Origin of the sequence: Salmonella sp. 3C, from assembly GCF_025426275.1 — a bacterium.
GTDB classification, from domain to species: Bacteria; Pseudomonadota; Gammaproteobacteria; order Enterobacterales; family Enterobacteriaceae; genus Salmonella; species Salmonella enterica.
Genome location: NZ_CP104858.1, coordinates 51,488 through 71,720, shown reverse-complemented (window position 1 = coordinate 71,720; position 20,233 = coordinate 51,488). Strand labels below are relative to the sequence as shown.

General features: G+C 55.6%; 19 protein-coding genes and 1 pseudogene. 15 read left to right on the top strand and 5 right to left on the bottom strand.

The features are described 5' to 3' along the window. The first annotated feature begins 70 nt into the window (after window positions 1–70). The 6 genes and pseudogenes from N7E69_RS00310 to dusC form a co-directional block, all read left to right on the top strand. Complete coding sequence (locus tag N7E69_RS00310) at window positions 71–1,429, top strand: MFS transporter (protein WP_000194215.1); 1,359 nt, start codon at window positions 71–73, stop codon at window positions 1,427–1,429. Window positions 1,430–1,440: 11 nt separating this feature from the next. Next, window positions 1,441–2,478 (top strand): gentisate 1,2-dioxygenase, encoded by a 1,038-nt coding sequence (gene gtdA, locus N7E69_RS00305; protein ID WP_001289853.1) that lies wholly within the window; start codon window positions 1,441–1,443, stop codon window positions 2,476–2,478. Window positions 2,479–2,493: 15 nt separating this feature from the next. Then, entirely contained in the window at window positions 2,494–3,195 is a 702-nt protein-coding gene (locus tag N7E69_RS00300; protein WP_000170621.1) for a fumarylacetoacetate hydrolase family protein, read from the top strand. Window positions 3,196–3,203: 8 nt separating this feature from the next. Then, window positions 3,204–3,848, top strand: a complete 645-nt coding sequence (gene maiA, locus N7E69_RS00295) for a maleylacetoacetate isomerase (protein WP_000781183.1) — start codon at window positions 3,204–3,206, stop codon at window positions 3,846–3,848. A 14-nt stretch (window positions 3,849–3,862) separates the two neighbouring features. After that, window positions 3,863–5,056 (top strand): 3-hydroxybenzoate 6-monooxygenase, encoded by a 1,194-nt coding sequence (locus tag N7E69_RS00290; RefSeq protein WP_000150106.1) that lies wholly within the window; start codon window positions 3,863–3,865, stop codon window positions 5,054–5,056. Between the two features lie 47 nt (window positions 5,057–5,103). After that, a pseudogene (gene dusC / locus N7E69_RS00285) lies at window positions 5,104–5,829 on the top strand (tRNA dihydrouridine(16) synthase DusC); the annotation flags it as partial. A gap of 57 nt (window positions 5,830–5,886) precedes the next feature. Here the strand turns inward: dusC and yohP are convergent. After that, the gene (yohP, locus tag N7E69_RS00280; protein WP_000698460.1) at window positions 5,887–5,970 is read right to left on the bottom strand and encodes a small membrane protein YohP; all 84 of its coding nucleotides are present in this window, start codon (window positions 5,968–5,970) and stop codon (window positions 5,887–5,889) included. A 317-nt stretch (window positions 5,971–6,287) separates the two neighbouring features. Here yohP and mdtQ point away from each other — a divergent pair, with 317 nt between their 5' ends. Both mdtQ and N7E69_RS00270 read left to right on the top strand, forming a co-directional pair. Then, complete coding sequence (mdtQ, locus tag N7E69_RS00275; protein WP_001081453.1) at window positions 6,288–7,724, top strand: multidrug resistance outer membrane protein MdtQ; 1,437 nt, start codon at window positions 6,288–6,290, stop codon at window positions 7,722–7,724. Between the two features lie 65 nt (window positions 7,725–7,789). Then, window positions 7,790–8,551: an SDR family oxidoreductase gene (locus N7E69_RS00270; protein ID WP_000169606.1), complete on the top strand. Its 762-nt coding sequence runs from the start codon at window positions 7,790–7,792 to the stop codon at window positions 8,549–8,551. Between the two features lie 48 nt (window positions 8,552–8,599). On the opposite strand, the gene N7E69_RS00265 is transcribed toward N7E69_RS00270, so the two are convergent. After that, entirely contained in the window at window positions 8,600–9,169 is a 570-nt protein-coding gene (locus N7E69_RS00265) for a DedA family protein (RefSeq protein ID WP_001523476.1), read from the bottom strand. Window positions 9,170–9,327: 158 nt separating this feature from the next. Here N7E69_RS00265 and N7E69_RS00260 point away from each other — a divergent pair, with 158 nt between their 5' ends. Further along, window positions 9,328–9,915 carry a Yip1 family protein gene (locus N7E69_RS00260; RefSeq protein WP_001017055.1) on the top strand — a complete coding sequence of 196 codons (588 nt, stop codon included), beginning with the start codon at window positions 9,328–9,330 and terminating at the stop codon, window positions 9,913–9,915. Between the two features lie 165 nt (window positions 9,916–10,080). After that, window positions 10,081–11,028, top strand: a complete 948-nt coding sequence (gene pbpG / locus N7E69_RS00255; RefSeq protein ID WP_000911555.1) for a D-alanyl-D-alanine endopeptidase — start codon at window positions 10,081–10,083, stop codon at window positions 11,026–11,028. A gap of 58 nt (window positions 11,029–11,086) precedes the next feature. Here the strand turns inward: pbpG and dld are convergent, their stop codons facing one another. Further along, entirely contained in the window at window positions 11,087–12,817 is a 1,731-nt protein-coding gene (dld, locus tag N7E69_RS00250; RefSeq protein WP_000095234.1) for a D-lactate dehydrogenase, read from the bottom strand. Window positions 12,818–13,083: 266 nt separating this feature from the next. On the opposite strand from dld, the gene bglX reads away from it, so the two are divergent. The 5 genes from bglX (at window position 13,084) to N7E69_RS00225 (ending at window position 19,307) form a co-directional block, all read left to right on the top strand. After that, window positions 13,084–15,381 (top strand): beta-glucosidase BglX, encoded by a 2,298-nt coding sequence (gene bglX, locus N7E69_RS00245; RefSeq protein WP_000871552.1) that lies wholly within the window; start codon window positions 13,084–13,086, stop codon window positions 15,379–15,381. Between the two features lie 180 nt (window positions 15,382–15,561). Next, window positions 15,562–16,479, top strand: coding sequence for an ABC transporter substrate-binding protein (locus N7E69_RS00240; protein WP_000155869.1), 918 nt, complete (start codon window positions 15,562–15,564; stop codon window positions 16,477–16,479). A gap of 3 nt (window positions 16,480–16,482) precedes the next feature. Further along, on the top strand, window positions 16,483–17,652 hold the full coding sequence (locus tag N7E69_RS00235) for an ABC transporter permease (protein WP_001278100.1): 1,170 nt from the start codon (window positions 16,483–16,485) through the stop codon (window positions 17,650–17,652). After that, window positions 17,645–18,592, top strand: coding sequence for an ABC transporter ATP-binding protein (locus tag N7E69_RS00230; protein ID WP_000569166.1), 948 nt, complete (start codon window positions 17,645–17,647; stop codon window positions 18,590–18,592). Before N7E69_RS00235 ends, N7E69_RS00230 begins: the two co-directional genes overlap by 8 nt. Next, window positions 18,576–19,307, top strand: coding sequence for an ABC transporter permease (locus N7E69_RS00225; RefSeq protein ID WP_000824854.1), 732 nt, complete (start codon window positions 18,576–18,578; stop codon window positions 19,305–19,307). Before N7E69_RS00230 ends, N7E69_RS00225 begins: the two co-directional genes overlap by 17 nt. On the opposite strand, the gene N7E69_RS00220 is transcribed toward N7E69_RS00225, so the two are convergent. Next, a complete protein-coding gene (locus N7E69_RS00220) occupies window positions 19,288–19,395 on the bottom strand; it encodes a protein YohO (protein WP_001261696.1) in 108 nt (35 codons plus the stop codon). The two genes, N7E69_RS00225 and N7E69_RS00220, sit on opposite strands and share 20 nt — an antisense overlap. A 59-nt stretch (window positions 19,396–19,454) precedes the next feature. Beyond that, a complete protein-coding gene (gene mlrA / locus N7E69_RS00215; protein ID WP_001240419.1) occupies window positions 19,455–20,186 on the bottom strand; it encodes an HTH-type transcriptional regulator MlrA in 732 nt (243 codons plus the stop codon). Between the last annotated feature and the right edge of the window lie 47 nt (window positions 20,187–20,233).

Here is a 20,233-nt window from a genome sequence, read left to right as displayed (position 1 = left end):
CTCACTCTACAAACTCGTAACATAGCAAACATAAAAACAACATCTATCTCCCTGCACTGAGGCATTAGCTATGACTCAACGACGTGATCTACAAGCCCTTATTGATGCCGCGCCCGTCGGCAAAATGCAGTGGCGCGTTATCATCTGCTGTTTTCTGGTGGTTATGCTCGACGGTTTCGACACCGCCGCGATTGGCTTCATCGCCCCGGATATTCGTACCCACTGGCAGCTAAGCGCCAGCGAACTTGCGCCGCTGTTTGGCGCAGGGCTGCTGGGGCTTACGGCCGGCGCGCTGCTATGCGGGCCGCTGGCGGATCGCTTTGGCCGCAAGCGGGTCATTGAGCTTTGCGTGGCGCTATTCGGCGCATTGAGTCTGCTTTCCGCTTTCTCGCCGGATATAGAAACCTTGGTGTTGCTGCGCTTCTTAACCGGTCTGGGACTGGGCGGAGCGATGCCGAATACCATCACCATGACGTCGGAATACCTTCCCGCTCGTCGACGCGGAGCGCTGGTCACGCTGATGTTCTGCGGTTTTACCCTGGGGTCGGCGATGGGCGGGATTGTGAGCGCGCAACTGGTGCCGCTGATTGGCTGGCACGGAATTCTGGCGTTAGGCGGCATCTTGCCTTTGCTGCTGTTTTTCGGCCTGCTGTTCGCGCTGCCGGAATCTCCCCGCTGGCAGGTACGTCGCCAACTACCGCAAGCCGTTGTCGCCCGGACGGTCAGCGCCATTACCGGCGAGCGCTATCACGATACGCAATTCTTTCTGCATGAGACGGCAGCCGTCGCCAAAGGCAGTATTCGCCAGCTTTTTGCCGGGCGACAGCTTGTCATTACCCTGATGTTATGGGTGGTGTTCTTTATGAGCCTGCTCATTATCTATCTGCTTTCCAGCTGGATGCCGACGTTACTTAACCATCGCGGTATTAATCTGCAACAGGCGTCGTGGGTGACTGCCGCATTCCAGGTTGGCGGCACGCTTGGCGCGCTGTTACTCGGCGTGTTGATGGATCGGCTTAACCCGTTCCGGGTACTGGCGGTGAGCTATGCGCTGGGCGCGGTTTGCATTGTCATGATAGGCCTGAGCGAAAACGGCCTTTGGCTGATGGCGCTGGCGATTTTTGGTACCGGCATCGGTATTAGCGGTTCACAGGTCGGGCTGAATGCTCTGACGGCGACGCTGTACCCCACCCAAAGCCGGGCGACGGGCGTGAGCTGGTCGAACGCCATTGGACGCTGCGGGGCGATTGTCGGTTCGCTCTCCGGCGGCATGATGATGGCCCTCAATTTCTCTTTCGATACGTTGTTTTTTGTCATTGCTATTCCGGCGGCTATCAGCGCGGTAATGCTTACCCTGCTGACGGTGGTTGTCCGCCTTTCGATTTCTGTACCTGACGACCTGCCGCGTGCCAGCGTCGTAAACGAATAAGGAGAATCTCCATGTCTGAAATAAATCAGAACGTAAAAGATAGCCGTCAGCAGTATTACCAGCATATTTCCGGGCAGAATCTGACGCCGCTGTGGGAATCGTTACATCACCTGGTACCGCAGACGCCAAACGCCAACTGCGCGCCGGCCTACTGGAATTATCAGGAAATTCGTCCGCTACTGATGGAAAGCGGCAATGTCATTGGCGCGAAAGAGGCGATCCGCCGGGTGCTGGTGCTGGAAAATCCGGCATTGCGCGGTCAGTCGTCGATCACGGCGACCTTATACGCTGGTTTACAGCTGATCCTGCCCGGCGAAGTCGCGCCGAGTCATCGCCATAACCAGTCGGCGCTGCGTTTTATCGTCGAAGGTAAAGGCGCATTTACCGCGGTGGACGGCGAGCGCACGCCAATGCATACCGGCGATTTTATCCTGACGCCGCAGTGGCGCTGGCACGATCATGGTAATCCGGGGTCAGAGCCGGTGGTATGGCTGGATGGTCTGGATCTGCCGTTAGTCAATCTCCTGGGCTGTGGTTTTGCGGAAGACTATCCCGAAGATCAGCAGCCGGTGACGCGAAAAGAGGGCGATTATCTGCCGCGCTATGCAGCGAATATGCTGCCGCTGCGCCACCAGCGCGGGAACTCGTCGCCGATTTTCAACTACCGTTACGACCGCAGTCGCGAGGCGCTGCACGATCTGACCCGTATGGGCGATCCGGATGAGTGGGAAGGTTACAAGCTGCGTTACGTTAATCCCGTCACCGGCGGTTATCCGATGCCGTCGATGGGCGCGTTCCTGCAACTGTTGCCAAAAGGCTTTGCCTCGCGTGTGGCGCGGAGCACCGACAGCACTATCTACCACGTCGTTGAAGGGGCAGGGCTGGTCACTATCGGCAACGAAACTTTTCATTTTTCCGCAAAAGACATTTTTGTGGCGCCGACCTGGCATGAGGTGTCGTTTCGCAGCAGCGAAGACACGGTGTTATTCAGCTTTTCGGACAAGCCGGTTCAGGAAGCCCTGGGGCTGTTCCGCGAAGCACGTTATTAATTAGAGAGAGAGAACATGACCAAATATGTATTCCAGCCGCAGGCCCCGGTAACAGTACCCGTGGCGGGCAGTGATGAGCAGTTTCCGGTACGTCGCGTTTACTGCGTGGGTCGCAACTATGCCGCCCATGCCCGTGAAATGGGCTTTGATCCCGATCGCGAACCGCCGTTCTTCTTTTGTAAACCAGCGGACGCTGTCGTCCCGGTAGCGGCGGGGGATACCCTGGAACTGCCGTATCCGGCGCAGACCGATAACTACCATTATGAAATTGAGCTGGTGGTGGCGATTGGTAAAAAGGGGAGCGATATCCCGCTGGAAAAAGCCCATGAATATGTCTGGGGATACGCCACCGGTCTGGACATGACGCGTCGCGATCGTCAGATGGAAATGCGCCAGATGGGACGCCCGTGGGAAATTGGCAAAGCGTTCGATCTCTCCGCGCCCATTGCGCCATTACACAAAGCCGCTGAAACGCATAATGTGGATAACGCCCCTATTTGGCTACAGGTTAACGGCGAAGACCATCAGCGCAGCGATATTCGTCATCTTATTTGGTCGGTAAATGAAACCATCAGCTATTTGTCCGGCTTCTTTGAATTGCAGCCAGGCGATTTAATTTTCACCGGTACGCCAGAGGGGGTGGGCGCAGTGGTGAAAGGGGATGTCATCACCGGGAACGTAGAAGGTCTGACGCCGATTGCTGTGAAAATTGTCTGAGGTGAACGATGAAGCTGTACAGTTTCTTTAATAGTTCGGCGTCTTATCGTGTACGTATTGCGCTGGCGTTAAAGGGGATTGATTACCAGACGGTGGGCGTCAATATTCGTATCGGCCAGCAGAATGCGCTGGCCTACCGACGGATGAATCCGGTAGGCCTGGTGCCGACGCTGGTCACTGATGACGGCGAATCGTTGGGGCAATCGCTGGCCATCGTCGACTGGCTGGACCGACATTTTCCGCAAACGCCGCTGCTGCCGACGAGCGACCCGGCGCGCAGCCAGGCGCTGGAAATTGTCTACGCTATCGCCTGCGATATACACCCAATCAATAACATGCGCGTGTTGCGCTACCTGACCGATGAGCTGAAGGTTAGCGAGGAGGATAAAAAACGCTGGTACGCCCACTGGATACAACAAGGGTTAAGCGCGGTAGAGCAGCTATTGCGTAAAAGTCAGTCCGGACGATTCTGTGTGGGCGACGCGCCAGGACTTGCGGACTGCTGCCTGATTCCTCAGTGGGCGAATGCGCTCAGGATGGGCTGCGATTTATCAGGCTATCCGCGCTGTAAAGCCGTTTATGACGCCTGCGTACAGCTACCGGCGTTTATTGCCGCCGCGCCGGAAAATCAACAAGATAAAATCCCGGCCTGAAAAGGAGAATGACCATGACTCACGTGACAAGCGCAATTATTGTAGGTGGCGGAATCGGCGGCGCGGCGACCGCGCTGTCGCTGGCGCGCCAGGGAATAAAAGTCATGCTGTTGGAAAAAGCGCACGAAATTGGCGAGATTGGCGCGGGTATTCAGCTTGGGCCGAACGCTTTTTCGGCGCTGGATAGTCTCGGTGTGGGCGATGTTGCCCGCCAGCGTGCGGTGTTTACCGATCACATTACCATGATGGATGCCGTGAATGCCGAAGAAGTGGTATGCATTGAAACCGGGCAGGCGTTCCGCGACCATTTTGGCGGGCCGTATGCGGTAATTCACCGGGTAGATATTCATGCAACGGTATGGGAAGCGGTGCTGACGCACCCTGGCGTGGAGTATCGTACCTCGACCCATATTGTCGATATCCGCCAGACGCCGGATGACGTTACGGTGTTTGATGAGCAGGGAAATAGCTGGACGGCGGATATTCTCGTGGGCTGCGACGGCGTTAAATCGGTCGTGCGGCAAAGTTTACTCGGCGATGCGCCGCGCGTAACGGGGCATGTAGTTTATCGGGCGGTGATTAATTGCGACGATATGCCGGACGATTTACGTATTAACGCACCGGTGCTGTGGGCAGGCCCGCATTGTCACCTGGTCCATTATCCGCTCCGTGGAGGTCAACAGTACAATCTGGTGGTGACATTCCACAGCCGCCAGCAAGAAGAGTGGGGCGTGAAAGACGGCAGTAAAGAAGAGGTGCTCTCTTATTTTGCCGGCATTCATCCCCGCCCGCGCCAGATGCTGGATAAGCCGACCTCCTGGCGCCGCTGGTCGACCGCCGATCGCGAGCCGGTCGCAAAATGGGGAACCGAGCGTATCACTCTGGTGGGCGACGCCGCGCATCCGGTGGCGCAATATATGGCCCAGGGCGCCTGTATGGCGCTGGAAGACGCCGTCACGCTAGGCAAAGCGCTGGAACGCTGCGACGGCGACGCGCAGCAGGCATTTGCGCTGTATGAGTCGGTGCGTATTCCCCGCACGGCGCGTATCGTCTGGTCTACCCGCGAGATGGGGCGTCTCTATCACGCCGCCGGGGTGGAGCGTCAGGTGCGTAATCTGTTGTGGAAAGGGAAATCGCAGGAGGCGTTTTATCGCGGTATCGAATGGCTGTACGGCTGGAAAGAAGATAACTGTCTTGAGCCGCGTTGAGCGCCTTACGTGACGTAGCGTGGCGTTTGCGCCGCCACCCGGCAAAACAGCATCCGCAGTGGCTGGCGGAAAACGCCGCGCGGGCGACGGCGTTGGGATCGTATGGCGTGGACCTGAACTGCGGCTGTCCGTCAAAAGTGGTGAACGGCAGCGGCGGCGGCGCGACATTGCTCAAAGATCCCGAACTCATCTATCAGGGCGCGAAAGCGATGCGGGCCGCGGTACCGTCGCATCTTCCGGTGACGGTAAAAGTGCGTCTCGGCTGGGATAGCGGCGATAGAAAATTTGAAATCGCCGATGCTGTGCAGCAGGCTGGCGCCAGTGAACTGGTGGTGCATGGTCGTACCAAAGCGCAGGGCTACCGCGCCGAGCATATCGACTGGCAGGCGATCGGCGAAATACGCCAGCGTCTGACTATTCCGGTTATCGCGAATGGCGAAATCTGGGACTGGCAGAGCGCGCAGGCATGTATGGCGACCAGCGGCTGCGATGCGGTGATGATTGGCCGTGGGGCGTTAAATATTCCTAACCTGAGCCGGGTGGTGAAGTATAACGAACCGCGTATGCCGTGGCCGGAAGTGGTAACGTTATTACAAAAATATACCCGACTGGAAAAGCAGGGCGATACCGGTTTATACCATGTCGCGCGTATTAAACAGTGGTTGGGATATTTGCGTAAGGAATATATTGAGGCGACGGAACTCTTTCAGTCGATTCGGGCGTTAAACCGTTCATCCGAGATTGCGCGGGCGATTCAGGCTATTAAAATCTAATCTCTACAGCGTCCAGAACGTGTGCCGGGCAGATACTATCGCTGCCCGGCGCAGGAATCAGAAAATCATCTTAAACACGCCCGTTACCACCAACAGCCCAATCAGAAAAATAATTAAGATTGCCCATAGAAGAATTTTCATTGTTTGTCCCTTTATTGGTAAATACAAACAAAGTATAGGAAAGTATTAAGCCATCTGCTGCCTTGTTGGGCGCGGCGACGTTTAACTCATGAAGGCTGCTGGCGCGTATTGCAGCAAAATCGTTCATTTATGAACGGGTTAGTGGGACTTTTCATTGAAGTATTACATCAAAAAATGTATCAGATGAAATTATTTACTAATCATATAAATTTCAAAATATGTCTTTTGTTGTCTGATGATGTATTGCCACGCGTAACTAAAAAATAGATCGCCGTAAGACGTACTCTCTGCGCACCTTTTTTTATCAGAACACCTCCATGAATCGTAATTCTTTCCTTGCCGCGACAGCGAGCTTACCGCTTTTTATTTTGCTGGCGGGCTGCGCCCCTATGCACGATACCCGCCAGTCGCTGACCCAGCAGACGCCCTCTTCTCATGTTGATTCCAGCCTGCCGGCGGCATTGAAAAACGGTTGGCCGGATAGCCAGTGGTGGAAGGCGTATCACGATGCGCAGCTTGACGCGCTGATTGATAATGCCATACAGCATTCGCCGGATATGCAGGTGGCTGAACAGCGTATTCAACTGGCGGAAGCGCAGGCGAAAGCGGTTGAGGCGCAGGACGGCCCGCAGCTCGACTTTTCTGCTGACATTGAGCGCCAGCGAATGTCCGCGGAAGGGCTGATGGGGCCATTCGCGATTACCGACCCCGCGGCGGGAACGACCGGGCCGTGGTATACCAACGGTACATTCGGCCTGACGGCGGGCTGGGATCTGGATTTATGGGGGAAAAACCGCGCTGAAGTTACTGCGCGGATCGGGGCGGTCAAAGCGCGCGAAGCGGAGCAGGAGCAGACCCGACAATTGCTGGCAAGCGGCGTGGCGCGACTCTACTGGGAGTGGCAAACACAGGCAGCGCTGAAAAATGTGCTGATGCAAATCGAGCATGAGCAGCAAAACGTGGTGGCGGTAAACCGGGAGCTGTATCAACACGGTATTACTTCTTCTGTTGAAGGGGTCGAGACCGATATCGACGCCAGCAAAACCCAGCAGCAGTTGAATGACGTTAACGGTAAAATGAAGGTTATTGAAGCGCGGCTCAGCGCGTTAACCAATACGCAATCGGCGGCGCTCAAGCTGCGTCAGGTGAGTCTCCCCGCCGTTGAAAGCCAGTTACCGTCGCAACTGGGGTATTCGTTGCTGGCGCGCCGGGCGGATCTACAGGCCGCGCACTGGTACATTGAATCCTCGTTGAGCAGCATTGACGCCGCGAAGGCCGCGTTTTATCCCGATATCAATCTGATGGCTTTTTTACAGCAGGATGCGTTACATCTGAGCGATCTGTTCCGCCATTCCGCACAGCAATATGGCATTACCGGCGGGCTGACGCTGCCGATTTTCGACAGCGGCAGGCTGAATGCCAACCTCGATATCGCCAAAGCGCAAAGCAACCTTTCTATCGCCAACTACAACAAAGCGGTGGTAGATGCGGTTAATGATGTGGCGCGCGCCGCCAGTCAGGTAGAGACGCTGGCGCAGAAAAATCAGCATCAGCAGCAGATTGAGCATGACGCGCAGCGTGTGGTCGGTCTGGCGCAAGCGCGCTTTAATGCCGGCATTATTGCGGGTTCCCGCGTGAGCGAGGCCAAAATCCCGGCACTGCGCGAGCAGTGTAACGGCTTGCTGTTGCAGGGCCAGTGGCTGGATGCCTCTATTCAGCTTACCAGCGCGCTGGGCGGCGGTTATCATTCCTGATTTTTCCAGATGATTCAGACAGGGTTCCTATACTTAGGCTGTGTATGATTCATCCGGAGAGGAATATGACCAAAGTCGCAATTGTAACGGCATCAGATTCGGGAATTGGCAAAGCGTGTGCGTTGTTATTAGCACAAAACGGTTTTGATATTGGTATCACCTGGCATTCCGATGAACGCGGCGCGCAGGAGACGGCGAAAAAAGCGGCGCAGTTTGGTGTGCGGGCAGAGACCATTCATCTTGACCTGAGCAAGTTACCCGAGGGCGCGCAGGCCATTGAACATCTTATCCAGCGCCTGGGGCGCGTTGACGTGCTGGTCAATAATGCCGGGGCGATGACCAAATCCGCGTTTATTGATATGCCGTTTACGCAGTGGCGGCAAATTTTTACCGTGGATGTCGATGGCGCGTTTCTCTGCGCGCAGATCGCCGCCCGGCATATGATTAAACAAGGAGAGGGAGGGCGCATTATCAACATCACCTCCGTCCATGAGCATACGCCGCTTCCGCAAGCCAGCGCCTATACCGCGGCGAAACATGCGTTGGGGGGATTGACTAAATCCATGGCGCTGGAACTGATTGAGCATCATATTTTGGTCAACGCCGTCGCGCCAGGCGCTATCGCCACGCCGATGAATGATATGGATGACAGCGACATTGAGCCGGGATCGGAACCCTCGATCCCTATCGCCCGACCGGGTTCTACGCATGAAATAGCCAGCCTCGTCGCCTGGCTGTGTTCGGAAGGCGCAAGCTATACCACCGGTCAGTCGCTGATTGTCGACGGCGGATTTATGCTGGTGAATCCGCAATTCAACGCAAAATAAACGCCGGGTGCCGGATGGCGGCGTTATGCCATCCGGATACCATCGGGTTTAACGGGCCTCCGCTTTGCCGCGTCTTTTCAGCCACCAGCGCACGCCCACCACCAGGACGATGGCCAGAATCAGCCAGACCCCGTGCCTGAGATGCTGATCGAGGTCGTGCAGCCATGGCGCGATCACCTCGCCGCCAAGATATCCCAGCGTGGTAAACAGCAGCGCCCAGATCAGCGCGCCTACAATATTCAGCGGCAGAAAAATTTTAGGCGGCAGGCGGCTGGCGCCAATCAGCAGCGGGCCAACCACCCGGAAGCCATACATAAAACGCGTGCCGATCACAAACAGATACGGATGGCGTTGGATCATTTTCTGCGCGCGACGAATCTTCGTATGATAACGCGGGAAACGACGCAGGATCTTCCCGCCATAGCATCGTCCTAACAGGTAAAGTAGCTGATCGCCCATCATCCCTCCCAGCGCGACGGCCGCCGCCACCAGCGGAAACTTGAGTAATCCCTGATGCGCCGCGACGCCCCCCAACAGGGTAACGGTTTCACCTTCGGCCATACTGCCGATAACCAGCGCCGCATAGCCATAATGCGTAATAAGCGTGTTGATATCCATGCGTAAACCACCTCCGGCATTAAGCATACACCCTGGCAAGAGGCGTGCGCGGCAAAGCCGACGTTTTGCCGGAGACTATTTTGCCATTGCTCATAAAATAACCAGAAACTGAATTATACTTGAACATACTGGCATCTGAGGCAGCAGAAGGGGGCAGTATGAACCATGTATGGGGGCTTTTTTCCCATCCCGATCGGGAAATGCAGGTGATCAAAAGCGAAAACGAAACCGTTTCGCATCACTATACGCACCATGTTTTGCTGATGGCGGCGATTCCCGTCGTCTGCGCCTTTATCGGCACGACGCAAATCGGCTGGAATTTTGGCGACGGCAACGTGTTACAACTCTCGCTGTTTACCGCTTTTGCGCTGGCGGTCTTGTTCTACGGCGTGATGCTGGCGGGCGTCGCGGTGATGGGACGCGTCATCTGGTGGATGGCGCGAAACTATCCGCAACGGCCATCGCTTGCGCGCTGTATGGTTTTTGCCGGCTATGTCGCGACGCCGCTGTTTTTAAGTGGTCTGATGGCGCTCTATCCCCTGGTATGGCTATGCGCTTTGGTCGGCGCTGTCGCGCTCTTTTACACCGGCTATTTGCTGTATTTGGGTATTCCGACTTTCCTTAACATTAATAGAGAGGAAGGATTAAGCTTCTCCAGTTCGACGCTCGCTATCGGCGTACTGGTCCTGGAGGTGCTACTGGCGATCACCTTGATCCTGTGGGGATACGGCTACCGCCTGTTCTGATGCGAAAAAGGGCTGGCGCAAAAGCCAGCAATGCAGCATTTGCTGACGATTCTTCTGTAGCGGCAACGCTGGCGTGCCGCTATGATGCCACTGCTAGCTTGAGTATAATCTTAGCTCAGGCGGTGTGCGTTACGACGCGCGTGAATCATTATCAGAAATCTCATCATGCTGAAATTCCGAGCTTCATTCCTGAGCCTTGCTCTGATGTTGGCCGTTCCTTTTGCCCCGCAGGCTGTGGCGAAAACGGCAGCGACAACCGCGGCGTCTCAACCTGAGATTGCCTCCGGTAGCGCAATGATTGTTGATCTCAACACCAATAAAGTGATCTATTCGAACCACCCGGATCTGGTGCGTCCGATTGCCTCGATAACCAAATTAATGACAGCGATGGTCGTGCTCGACGCGCGATTGCCGCTGGATGAAATACTGAAGGTCGATATCAGCCAGACGCCGGAAATGAAAGGGGTTTACTCCCGCGTGCGCCTGAACAGCGAAATTAGCCGCAAAAATATGTTGCTGCTGGCGTTGATGTCATCCGAAAACCGTGCGGCGGCAAGCCTGGCGCACTATTATCCTGGCGGTTATAACGCGTTTATTAAAGCAATGAATGCGAAGGCGAAAGCGCTGGGCATGACGCATACCCGCTTCGTTGAGCCGACGGGGCTGTCGATTCATAACGTCTCGACCGCGCGGGATTTAACAAAATTGCTGATTGCCACGAAGCAATACCCGCTGATTGGCCAGCTAAGCACCACGCGCGAAGATATGGCGACATTCTCGCATCCTGCGTATACGCTGCCGTTTCGCAATACCAACCATTTGGTCTATCGTGATAACTGGAATATCCAGTTAACGAAAACCGGCTTTACCAATGCGGCGGGGCATTGCCTGGTGATGCGTACCGTGATCAATAACAAACCGGTCGCGCTGGTGGTCATGGACGCGTTCGGCAAATATACCCACTTTGCGGACGCCAGTCGCCTGCGTACATGGATTGAAACCGGTAAAGTCATGCCCGTTCCGGCTGCCGCGCTGAGCTATAAAAAGCAAAAAGCCGCGCAAATGGCGGCAGCCAGCGCCAGCGCCGGAGCGCAAACCGCACAGAACGATTAAGTCGCCGCAGGCCCGGCAGGCATCGCGCCGCCGGGCATTCACGGTAAACCACTCGGTGTTAATGCGTTTCGTCGGGCGTATTTTCCTGCCAGAATTTCCGCTTACTCGTTTTGCCGATACCGGGGTTCATACTGTTGGTTGGGTCATTTTGCCGATAAAAACGCGTCAGCGTTTCCGGCGCTTTATACAGATGTCCAACGTTGTGCTCCGCCGGGTATTGTGCCCCGCGCGCCTGCAACAGCTCCAGCATTTGCGCTTTCAGCGCGTGGACGTCGACGCCTTTCTTCACGATATAGTCCTGATGAAAAACGTGGCACATAAAGTGGCCGTAATAGAGTTTATGTACCAGTTGGCTGTCGATTTCCGGCGGCAGATGCTCGAACCAGTCGGTATCGTTGCGGCGCAGAGCGATATCCAGCGCCAGGATATCTTCCACTTCATCAGCGTGTACGGCCTGATAACGAATCGCCGCGCCAGCAGCGGCGAAGCGGTGCAGGAAGGCTTTGCTGCCTTCTTCCGGCGTACAGGTGAAGAAACCGCCCTCAGCGGATTTAAAAAATTCATTCAGCCAGCGTTGCGCTTCTGCGACGCCGTCTCCCGCCATTTTTAACAGCAGATGATGCTCATATTTATCGCGCCAGTTTTTCATTCGTGGCGGCAGATGGCTGGGAAACAGATGGCCGAATTTCTGCATCGCGCGGTCGGTGAAATGCGGACGGAAAAATTTTACTTTTTCCAGCATCGCATCGGTTCGGCCTTTTAGCGTGAAAAAGAATGGCATCTTGTCGGTGCCGAGTTTATCGATCATCAGAAAGGTATCTTTACCGTACTGCTCCGCAATATCGTAGATATCGCGATGCATATATTCTCCCGCCACTGGCAGATTGTCGAAGTTCGCCAGAATATGCCGACGGATTTCAGTCAGTACCGCGGGCTGATTGGTGCCGATATAAAAAACCTGCTGATTTTTTTCCGCTGCAAAGGTATCAAGGCGAACGGCAAAAACCGCCAGTTTTCCGGCGCAGCCGGAAGATTCAAACAAACGGTCCGGGTCGGCGTTATAGCGGGCGGGCGTATCGGCGTTGATATCTCGTACCCGCGTCACGTAGTCGTGATCGTGCGCATGACGACCATCGTGGCGCACATCCTCATCTTTAATCCGTTCGTCATCCAGCTTGCTCAGGATCTGCTCCGGCGTATGCCCAAGATCGATACCCAGATGATTGACCAGTTGCAGTTTGCCTTGCTCGTCAATACGGGCAAAGAGCGACATCTCGGTATAGGCCGGGCCGCGCTGCACCAGCGAGCCGCCGGAGTTATTACAGATACCGCCGATGACCGACGCGCCGATACACGACGAACCAATCACCGAGTGCGGTTCACGGCCCAGCGGTTTAAGCGCTTTTTCCAGCGCATAGAGCGTCGTACCGGGCCAGGCCAGAACCTGTTGGCCGTTATCCAGTAAGTGCAGCTTATCCAGCCGCTGGGTGCTGATAATCACAATATCGCGATCGTAGTCGTTGCCGTTCGGCGTGGAGCCTTCCGTCAGACCGGTGTTGGCGGCCTGCATCAGAATAATTTTGTCAGCGTTAACGCAGGCGTTGAGCACACGCCACAGTTCCAGTAATGAACCCGGGAAAACAACGGCCAGCGCGTCGCCCTGACCGGAACGGAAACCCTTGCGATAGCGGGCGGTTTTGGCGGGGTCTGTCAGCAGGTGAGAATGGCCTACCAGGCGGGCCAGCTCATTCAGGAACGTTTTATTATCAGTCATTGTTATGGAAGACATTCTCCACTCCTTGTGGTGGGACAAAATATCAGCGTTAAGCATAGCGCTTGGTATGACAATACGCTTTCTCATTCAAATTGTCTCTGTGTTGGTGGTATTCATTTGCCGCCTTGATACCATTTGCTGGTGGTTGCGTATTCGACTGTGCGGAAAATTAGGAGAATAACCTTCGCTTTCTTCTCCTCTCGCGTTTAGGCTTATGGCAAACTGCGGTTTTTATTCTGTTTTTACCGCCTCGTCGGGATAAAGATAAAGAGAGACTCAACATGAAATGGTTATGTTCAGTAGGTGTTGCTGTGAGTCTGGCGATGCAGCCAGCATTGGCGGAAAACCTGTTTGGCAATCACCCGCTGACGCCCGAAGCGCGCGACGCGTTCGTCACGGATTTACTCAAGAAAATGACTGTCGATGAAAAAATTGGTCAGTTACGTCTGATTAGCGTCGGCCCTGATAACCCGAAAGAAGCGATTCGCGAGATGATCAAAGACGGGCAGGTAGGGGCGATTTTCAATACCGTCACCCGCCAGGATATCCGTCAAATGCAGGATCAGGTGATGGCATTGAGCCGCCTGAAAATTCCTCTCTTTTTTGCTTATGACGTGGTACACGGCCAGCGAACCGTCTTCCCGATAAGCCTCGGTCTGGCTTCTTCTTTTAATCTGGATGCGGTAAGAACTGTAGGACGCGTATCGGCGTATGAAGCGGCGGACGACGGCCTGAATATGACCTGGGCGCCGATGGTGGATGTCTCCCGCGATCCGCGTTGGGGACGCGCCTCCGAAGGCTTTGGCGAAGATACATATTTAACCTCCATCATGGGCGAAACCATGGTGAAAGCGATGCAGGGCAAAAGCCCGGCGGACCGCTATTCGGTGATGACCAGCGTGAAACATTTTGCCGCCTATGGCGCCGTTGAAGGCGGTAAAGAATACAACACCGTGGATATGAGTTCCCAGCGCCTGTTTAATGATTACATGCCGCCGTACAAAGCGGGGCTGGATGCGGGGAGCGGCGCGGTGATGGTGGCGCTGAACTCGCTGAACGGCACGCCTGCGACGTCAGATTCCTGGCTACTGAAAGATGTCCTGCGCGATGAGTGGGGCTTTAAGGGAATTACCGTTTCCGACCACGGCGCTATTAAAGAACTGATTAAACACGGTACCGCGGCCGACCCGGAAGATGCGGTGCGCGTGGCGCTAAAGGCAGGGGTGGATATGAGCATGGCGGATGAGTATTACAGCAAATATCTGCCGGGTCTGATTAAGTCGGGCAAAGTGACGATGGCGGAACTGGACGACGCGACGCGCCATGTGCTCAACGTAAAATATGACATGGGATTGTTTAACGACCCCTATAGCCATCTGGGGCCGAAAGAGAGCGACCCGGTGGACACCAATGCCGAAAGCCGCCTGCATCGTAAAGAGGCGCGGGAAGTGGCGCGGGAAAGTGTGGTACTGCTGAAAAACCGGCTGGAAACGCTGCCGCTGAAAAAATCGGGCACCATTGCCGTTGTTGGGCCGCTGGCCGACAGTCAACGTGATGTAATGGGAAGCTGGTCTGCTGCTGGGGTCGCGAATCAGTCGGTGACGGTGCTGGCGGGTATTCAAAATGCCGTCGGCGACGGGGCGAAGATCCTCTATGCCAAAGGGGCGAATATCACTAACGATAAAGATATCGTCGATTTCTTAAACCTGTATGAAGAGGCGGTGAAAATCGATCCGCGCTCACCGCAGGCGATGATTGATGAGGCGGTGCAGGCGGCGAAACAGGCCGATATGGTGGTCGCGGTGGTAGGCGAGTCGCAGGGGATGGCGCATGAAGCCTCCAGCCGTACCAATATCACCATTCCGCAGAGTCAGCGCGACTTAATCACCGCTCTGAAAGCCACCGGTAAGCCGCTGGTACTGGTATTAATGAACGGCAGACCGCTGGCGCTGGTAAAAGAAGATCAACAGGCCGATGCGATTCTGGAGACCTGGTTTGCCGGGACGGAAGGCGGCAACGCCATTGCCGATGTGCTGTTTGGCGATTACAACCCGTCAGGCAAACTGCCGATCTCCTTCCCGCGTTCGGTGGGACAAATTCCGGTCTATTACAGCCATCTCAATACGGGACGCCCGTATAATCCTGAAAAGCCAAACAAATACACCTCACGTTATTTTGACGAAGCGAATGGCCCGCTCTATCCGTTTGGTTACGGTCTGAGCTACACCACATTTACGGTGTCTGACGTCACGCTCTCCTCACCGACAATGCAACGCGACGGCAAAGTCACGGCCAGCGTAGAGGTCACGAACACCGGTAAACGCGAAGGGGCTACGGTCATCCAGATGTACTTACAGGATGTCACGGCGTCAATGAGCCGCCCGGTGAAGCAATTAAAAGGCTTTGAAAAAATCACCCTCAAGCCCGGCGAACGTAAAACCGTGAGTTTCCCGATTGATATCGAGGCGTTGAAGTTCTGGAATCAGCAGATGAAATATGACGCGGAACCCGGCAAGTTCAACGTCTTTATCGGCGTGGATTCCGCTCGCGTTAAACAAGGATCGTTCGAGCTACTGTAAGCCTGCCGTCAACAGGGCGCGATAGCAGCGCCCTGTCTGGCAATGACTTTTCCTGTCCCCCCTTTTATTGCCTGCCACGTCACTTAAACTGCCGGAAAATCCCAGGTTAAACGCAGACTTTTCAACTATGCTTTTTTCTCAAGTCTCTGAAAAAGGCCGTAAAAGGATGAGGAAAGCATCATGACGATCTCAAAGCTATGGGTAAGTTCGCTGGCGTTGCTGGCGACGGTGAGTTTACCTCTACAGGCGGCATCGCCCGTGACGGTCGGGTCAAAGATTGATACCGAAGGCGCGCTGCTCGGCAACATGATTTTGCAGGTACTGGAAAGCCACGGCGTTAAAACGGTCAATAAAATTCAGCTCGGGACGACGCCAGTCGTTCGTGGCGCGATTACCGCCGGAGAGCTGGATATCTATCCGGAATACACCGGTAACGGGGCGTTCTTTTTTAAAGATGAAAACGATCCGGCATGGAAAAATGCAAAGCAAGGCTTTGAGAAAGTCAAAAAACTGGATGCGGAGCAGAATAAGCTGGTCTGGTTGACGCCTGCGCCGGCCAACAACACCTGGACCATCGCGATACGTCAGGACATCGCGGAAAAAAATAAACTCTCCTCGCTTGCCGATCTCAGCCGTTATCTGAAAGAGGGCGGCACTTTTAAACTGGCGGCGTCTGCGGAATTTATCGAACGGGCGGATGCGCTGCCGGCATTTGAAAAAGCCTATGATTTTACCTTGAATCAGAACCAGCTCTTGTCGCTGGCGGGCGGCGATACGGCGGTCACGATCAAAGCCGCCGCGCAACAAACATCCGGTGTTAACGCCGCGATGGCGTATGGCACCGACGGCCCGGTCGCCGCGCTGGGTCTGCAAACCCTGAGCGACCCGAAAGGCGTCCAGCCTATCTATGCCCCCGCGCCGGTAGTGCGTGAATCGGTGTTACAGGCCTATCCGCAGATAGCCGATTGGCTGCAGCCCGTTTTCGCCAGCCTTGATGAGAAAACGCTGCAACAGTTGAACGCCAGAATCGCCGTAGAAGGGCTGGATGCGAAAAAAGTCGCCGCAGATTACCTCCGACAAAAAGGGTGGGTGAAGTAATCTGTGAGTGACGCTGCCAAAAAAATTACGGTTAATCGTGTGCTGTTGCTGTTGGTTGTTCTGGCCCTGCTTGCTGTCGCGCTGCCTTTCATTAATTACGCCCCGAATCGTCTGGTGAGCGGCGAGGGGCGCCAGTTATGGGAGATCTGGCCGGCGACCATCTGGATGCTGACTGGCGCGGGATGCGCGCTGTTTACGCTGTGCTTTGTGCCCGGTAAACGCGGTAGCGTACTGACGCTGATGATGGCGCAGACGCTTTTTATTGTCATGCTGTGGGGAGTCGGCAGGGCGGCGACCCAGTTGGCGCAGGAGGGCAGTCCGCTGGCGCGTACCAGTCTGGGAAGTGGATTGTGGCTGGGCCTCGGTCTGATGCTGCTGGCCTGTAGCGATGCGATCCGCCGTATTACCGTTGGGCCGCTGTGGCGCTGGTTGCTGCACGCGCAAATTGTTATTGTCCCGCTGGCGCTGCTGTTTTCAGGCACGTTCGACAACCTCTCGCTTCTGAAAGAGTATACCAACCGCCAGGATGTTTTCGATGCCGCGCTGGTGCAACATTTAATGTTACTGGCGGGCACGGTGCTGCCGGCGCTGGCGATCGGACTACCGTTGGGCGTCTGGTGTTATTTTTCCGCCTCACGCCAGGGGCCGGTGTTTACCGTACTGAATGTGATCCAGACTATTCCTTCCGTCGCGCTGTTTGGCCTGCTGATCGCGCCGTTGGCCGGGCTGGAGAAACAGTTTCCGTGGCTTGCCGAATTCGGCGTCGCGGGAACCGGCATGACGCCTGCGCTGATAGCGCTGGTGCTCTATGCGTTATTGCCGCTGGTGCGCGGCGTGGTCGCCGGGCTCAATCAGGTGCCACGCGATGTGCTGGAGAGCGCAAGAGCAATGGGAATGAGTAGCGGCCAGCGCTTCAGGCATGTGCAACTGCCGCTGGCGCTGCCGGTCTTTTTACGTAGCCTGCGGGTAGTAATGGTCCAGACAGTGGGAATGGCCGTCGTCGCCGCGCTGATTGGCGCGGGAGGTTTCGGCGCGCTGGTGTTTCAGGGGCTATTGAGCAGCGCCATTGATTTAGTCCTGTTGGGCGTCATTCCGGTGATTGCGCTGGCGGTAGTGATCGACGCGCTGTTTGATTTATGGATCGCGTTTTTGAAGGGAGCAACCGATGATTGAATTTAACCATGTCAGTAAAACCTTCGGCGATCAACAGGCTGTTAGCGACCTCAATTTGCACTTTAGCGAAGGCAGCTTTTCGGTGTTAATTGGCACCTCCGGTTCGGGAAAATCGACCACTCTGAAGATGATTAACCGGCTGGTAGAGCATGATAGCGGAACGATCCGTTTTGCCGGGGAAGAGATCCGCAGCCTGCCGGTGCTTGAACTGCGCCGTCGCATGGGCTATGCCATTCAGTCTATCGGCCTTTTTCCCCACTGGACGGTGGCGCAAAATATCGCCACCGTACCGCAACTACAAAAGTGGTCGCGTGCGCGGATTAACGATCGTATTGATGAACTGATGGCATTATTGGGTCTGGAAAGCGCGCTGCGCGATCGCTATCCGCATCAGCTTTCCGGCGGGCAACAGCAGCGGGTCGGCGTTGCGCGGGCGCTGGCTGCCGATCCGCAGGTATTGCTGATGGACGAGCCTTTCGGCGCGCTTGATCCGGTAACGCGCGGCGCATTGCAGCAGGAGATGACCCGCATTCATCAGCTACTGGGGCGCACCATCGTACTGGTGACGCACGACATCGACGAGGCGCTACGCCTCGCCGACCATCTGGTGCTGATGGACGGGGGCCACGTTATCCAACAGGGATCGCCACTTTCTATGCTGACCTCGCCGGAAAATGATTTCGTGCAGGCATTTTTTGGCCGCAGCGAGCTGGGCGTAAGGCTGCTTTCGTTACGTAGCGTAGGCGATTATGTACGTCGGCATGAACAGCTCAGCGGCGACGCGCTGGTGGAAGAGATGACGCTACGCGATGCGCTATCGATGTTTGTCGCCCGTCGGTGCGACGTCCTGCCGGTGGCGAATCAGCAGGGCGAGCCCTGCGGTACGCTCCATTTCCGCGATCTGCTTTCGGAGACGTCCCCCCGTGAAACGACTGTGTGATCCGCTTCTCTGGCTTATTGTTCTGTTCTTGCTTCTGCTGTTTGGATTGCCTTATAGCCAGCCGTTCTTCGCCGCGCTGTTTCCCGATTTACCGCGCCCGGTCTACCAACAGGAGAGTTTTGCCGCCCTCGCGCTCGCCCATTTCTGGTTGGTGGGCATCTCAAGTTTGTTTGCCGTCGTGGTGGGCGTCGGCGCAGGGATTGCGGTCACGCGAGAAAGTGGGAAAGAGTTTCGTCCCCTGGTGGAGACTATCGCCGCCGTCGGGCAGACCTTTCCGCCGGTCGCGGTACTGGCGATCGCGGTACCCGTCATGGGTTTTGGTCAGCAACCGGCCATTATCGCCTTGATCCTGTATGGGGTGTTGCCCATCCTGCAGGCGACCCTGGCCGGGCTGGGCGCGGTGCCTGCCAGCGTGATGAGCGTTGCCAGCGGTATGGGAATGAGCCGTCGCCAACAGTTGTATCAGGTTGAGCTGCCGCTGGCCGCGCCGGTGATTCTGGCGGGCATCCGAACCTCGGTGATTATCAATATTGGTACGGCGACCATCGCTTCAACGGTGGGGGCCAGTACGTTAGGCACGCCGATCATTATCGGGCTTAGCGGCTTTAATACGGCCTATGTTATCCAGGGGGCGCTGCTGGTGGCGCTGGCGGCGATCATTATCGATCGCCTGTTTGAAAGGCTGACGCGCGCGCTTACCCGGCACGCAAAATAAAACTGTAACCTGCCAGCATCACGCCGCCGATACCGCCAATAGCCATCAGCAGGAAAAGGGCGATCACCCCGATTTTCGCTACGCGCATTATGTACTCCTTATGTTAATAAAAGGAGTATACATTAAAGCGAATTTGTTAGCTGCTGTTTAAACGCCAAGGGGATGAATGTCGTGTCCCTGGGCGCGCCATGCCAGGAGTTGCTGCTGCTGCGCCAGCGTCTGGTTTTCTCCGCACCATACCAGTAACGTCTTGCCGTCAAAAAGTTCCGGGCGGAACTGGCTAAGCGAATGCGCCAACACGTCGATTCGCCATCCCTGTTGGCTGGCGACCCAACCTTCCAGCCACAGGCGGGTGGTATCATGGATATTCCAGCCGATCACCAACGCATCTTTTCCCTGTTTCTTACGCGCAGACGCCAGGCAGAGCGCAATATAGTTGATCAGGATACCGTCAAGAATGCCGAGCAGCGCCTGAAGGGCGGGTTGTTGGCACTGTAATCGTCGCCACAGTGGGACGAACAGGTTAGTGGTCAATGTTTGGGCAGGATAATCCTGACCGCGTTCTTTGACCCATAACCGTAAACTGTGCAGATTACTGCTTTGCAGGTAGTGCAGCAGGATCTCCTGCTGTTCGCGCCAGCCGTTAGGTTGTTCGCTACTGTCGCTACTGAGCAGCACTTTGACTTTGCTGACCTGGACGCCGTTATCTATCCAGCGCTTGATTTCGCGGATTCTGTCGATATCGGCATCGTTAAACAGACGATGACCGCCATCCGTTCGCTGTGGTTTTAAAAGTCCATAACGTCTCTGCCACGCGCGCAACGTGACAGGATTGATATCACAAAGCAAAGCCACTTCACCAATTGTGTAAAGCGCCATCGTTTCACCCTTGCTCGCGAGGTCCCGGTTTAACTTTAGACGCTCTT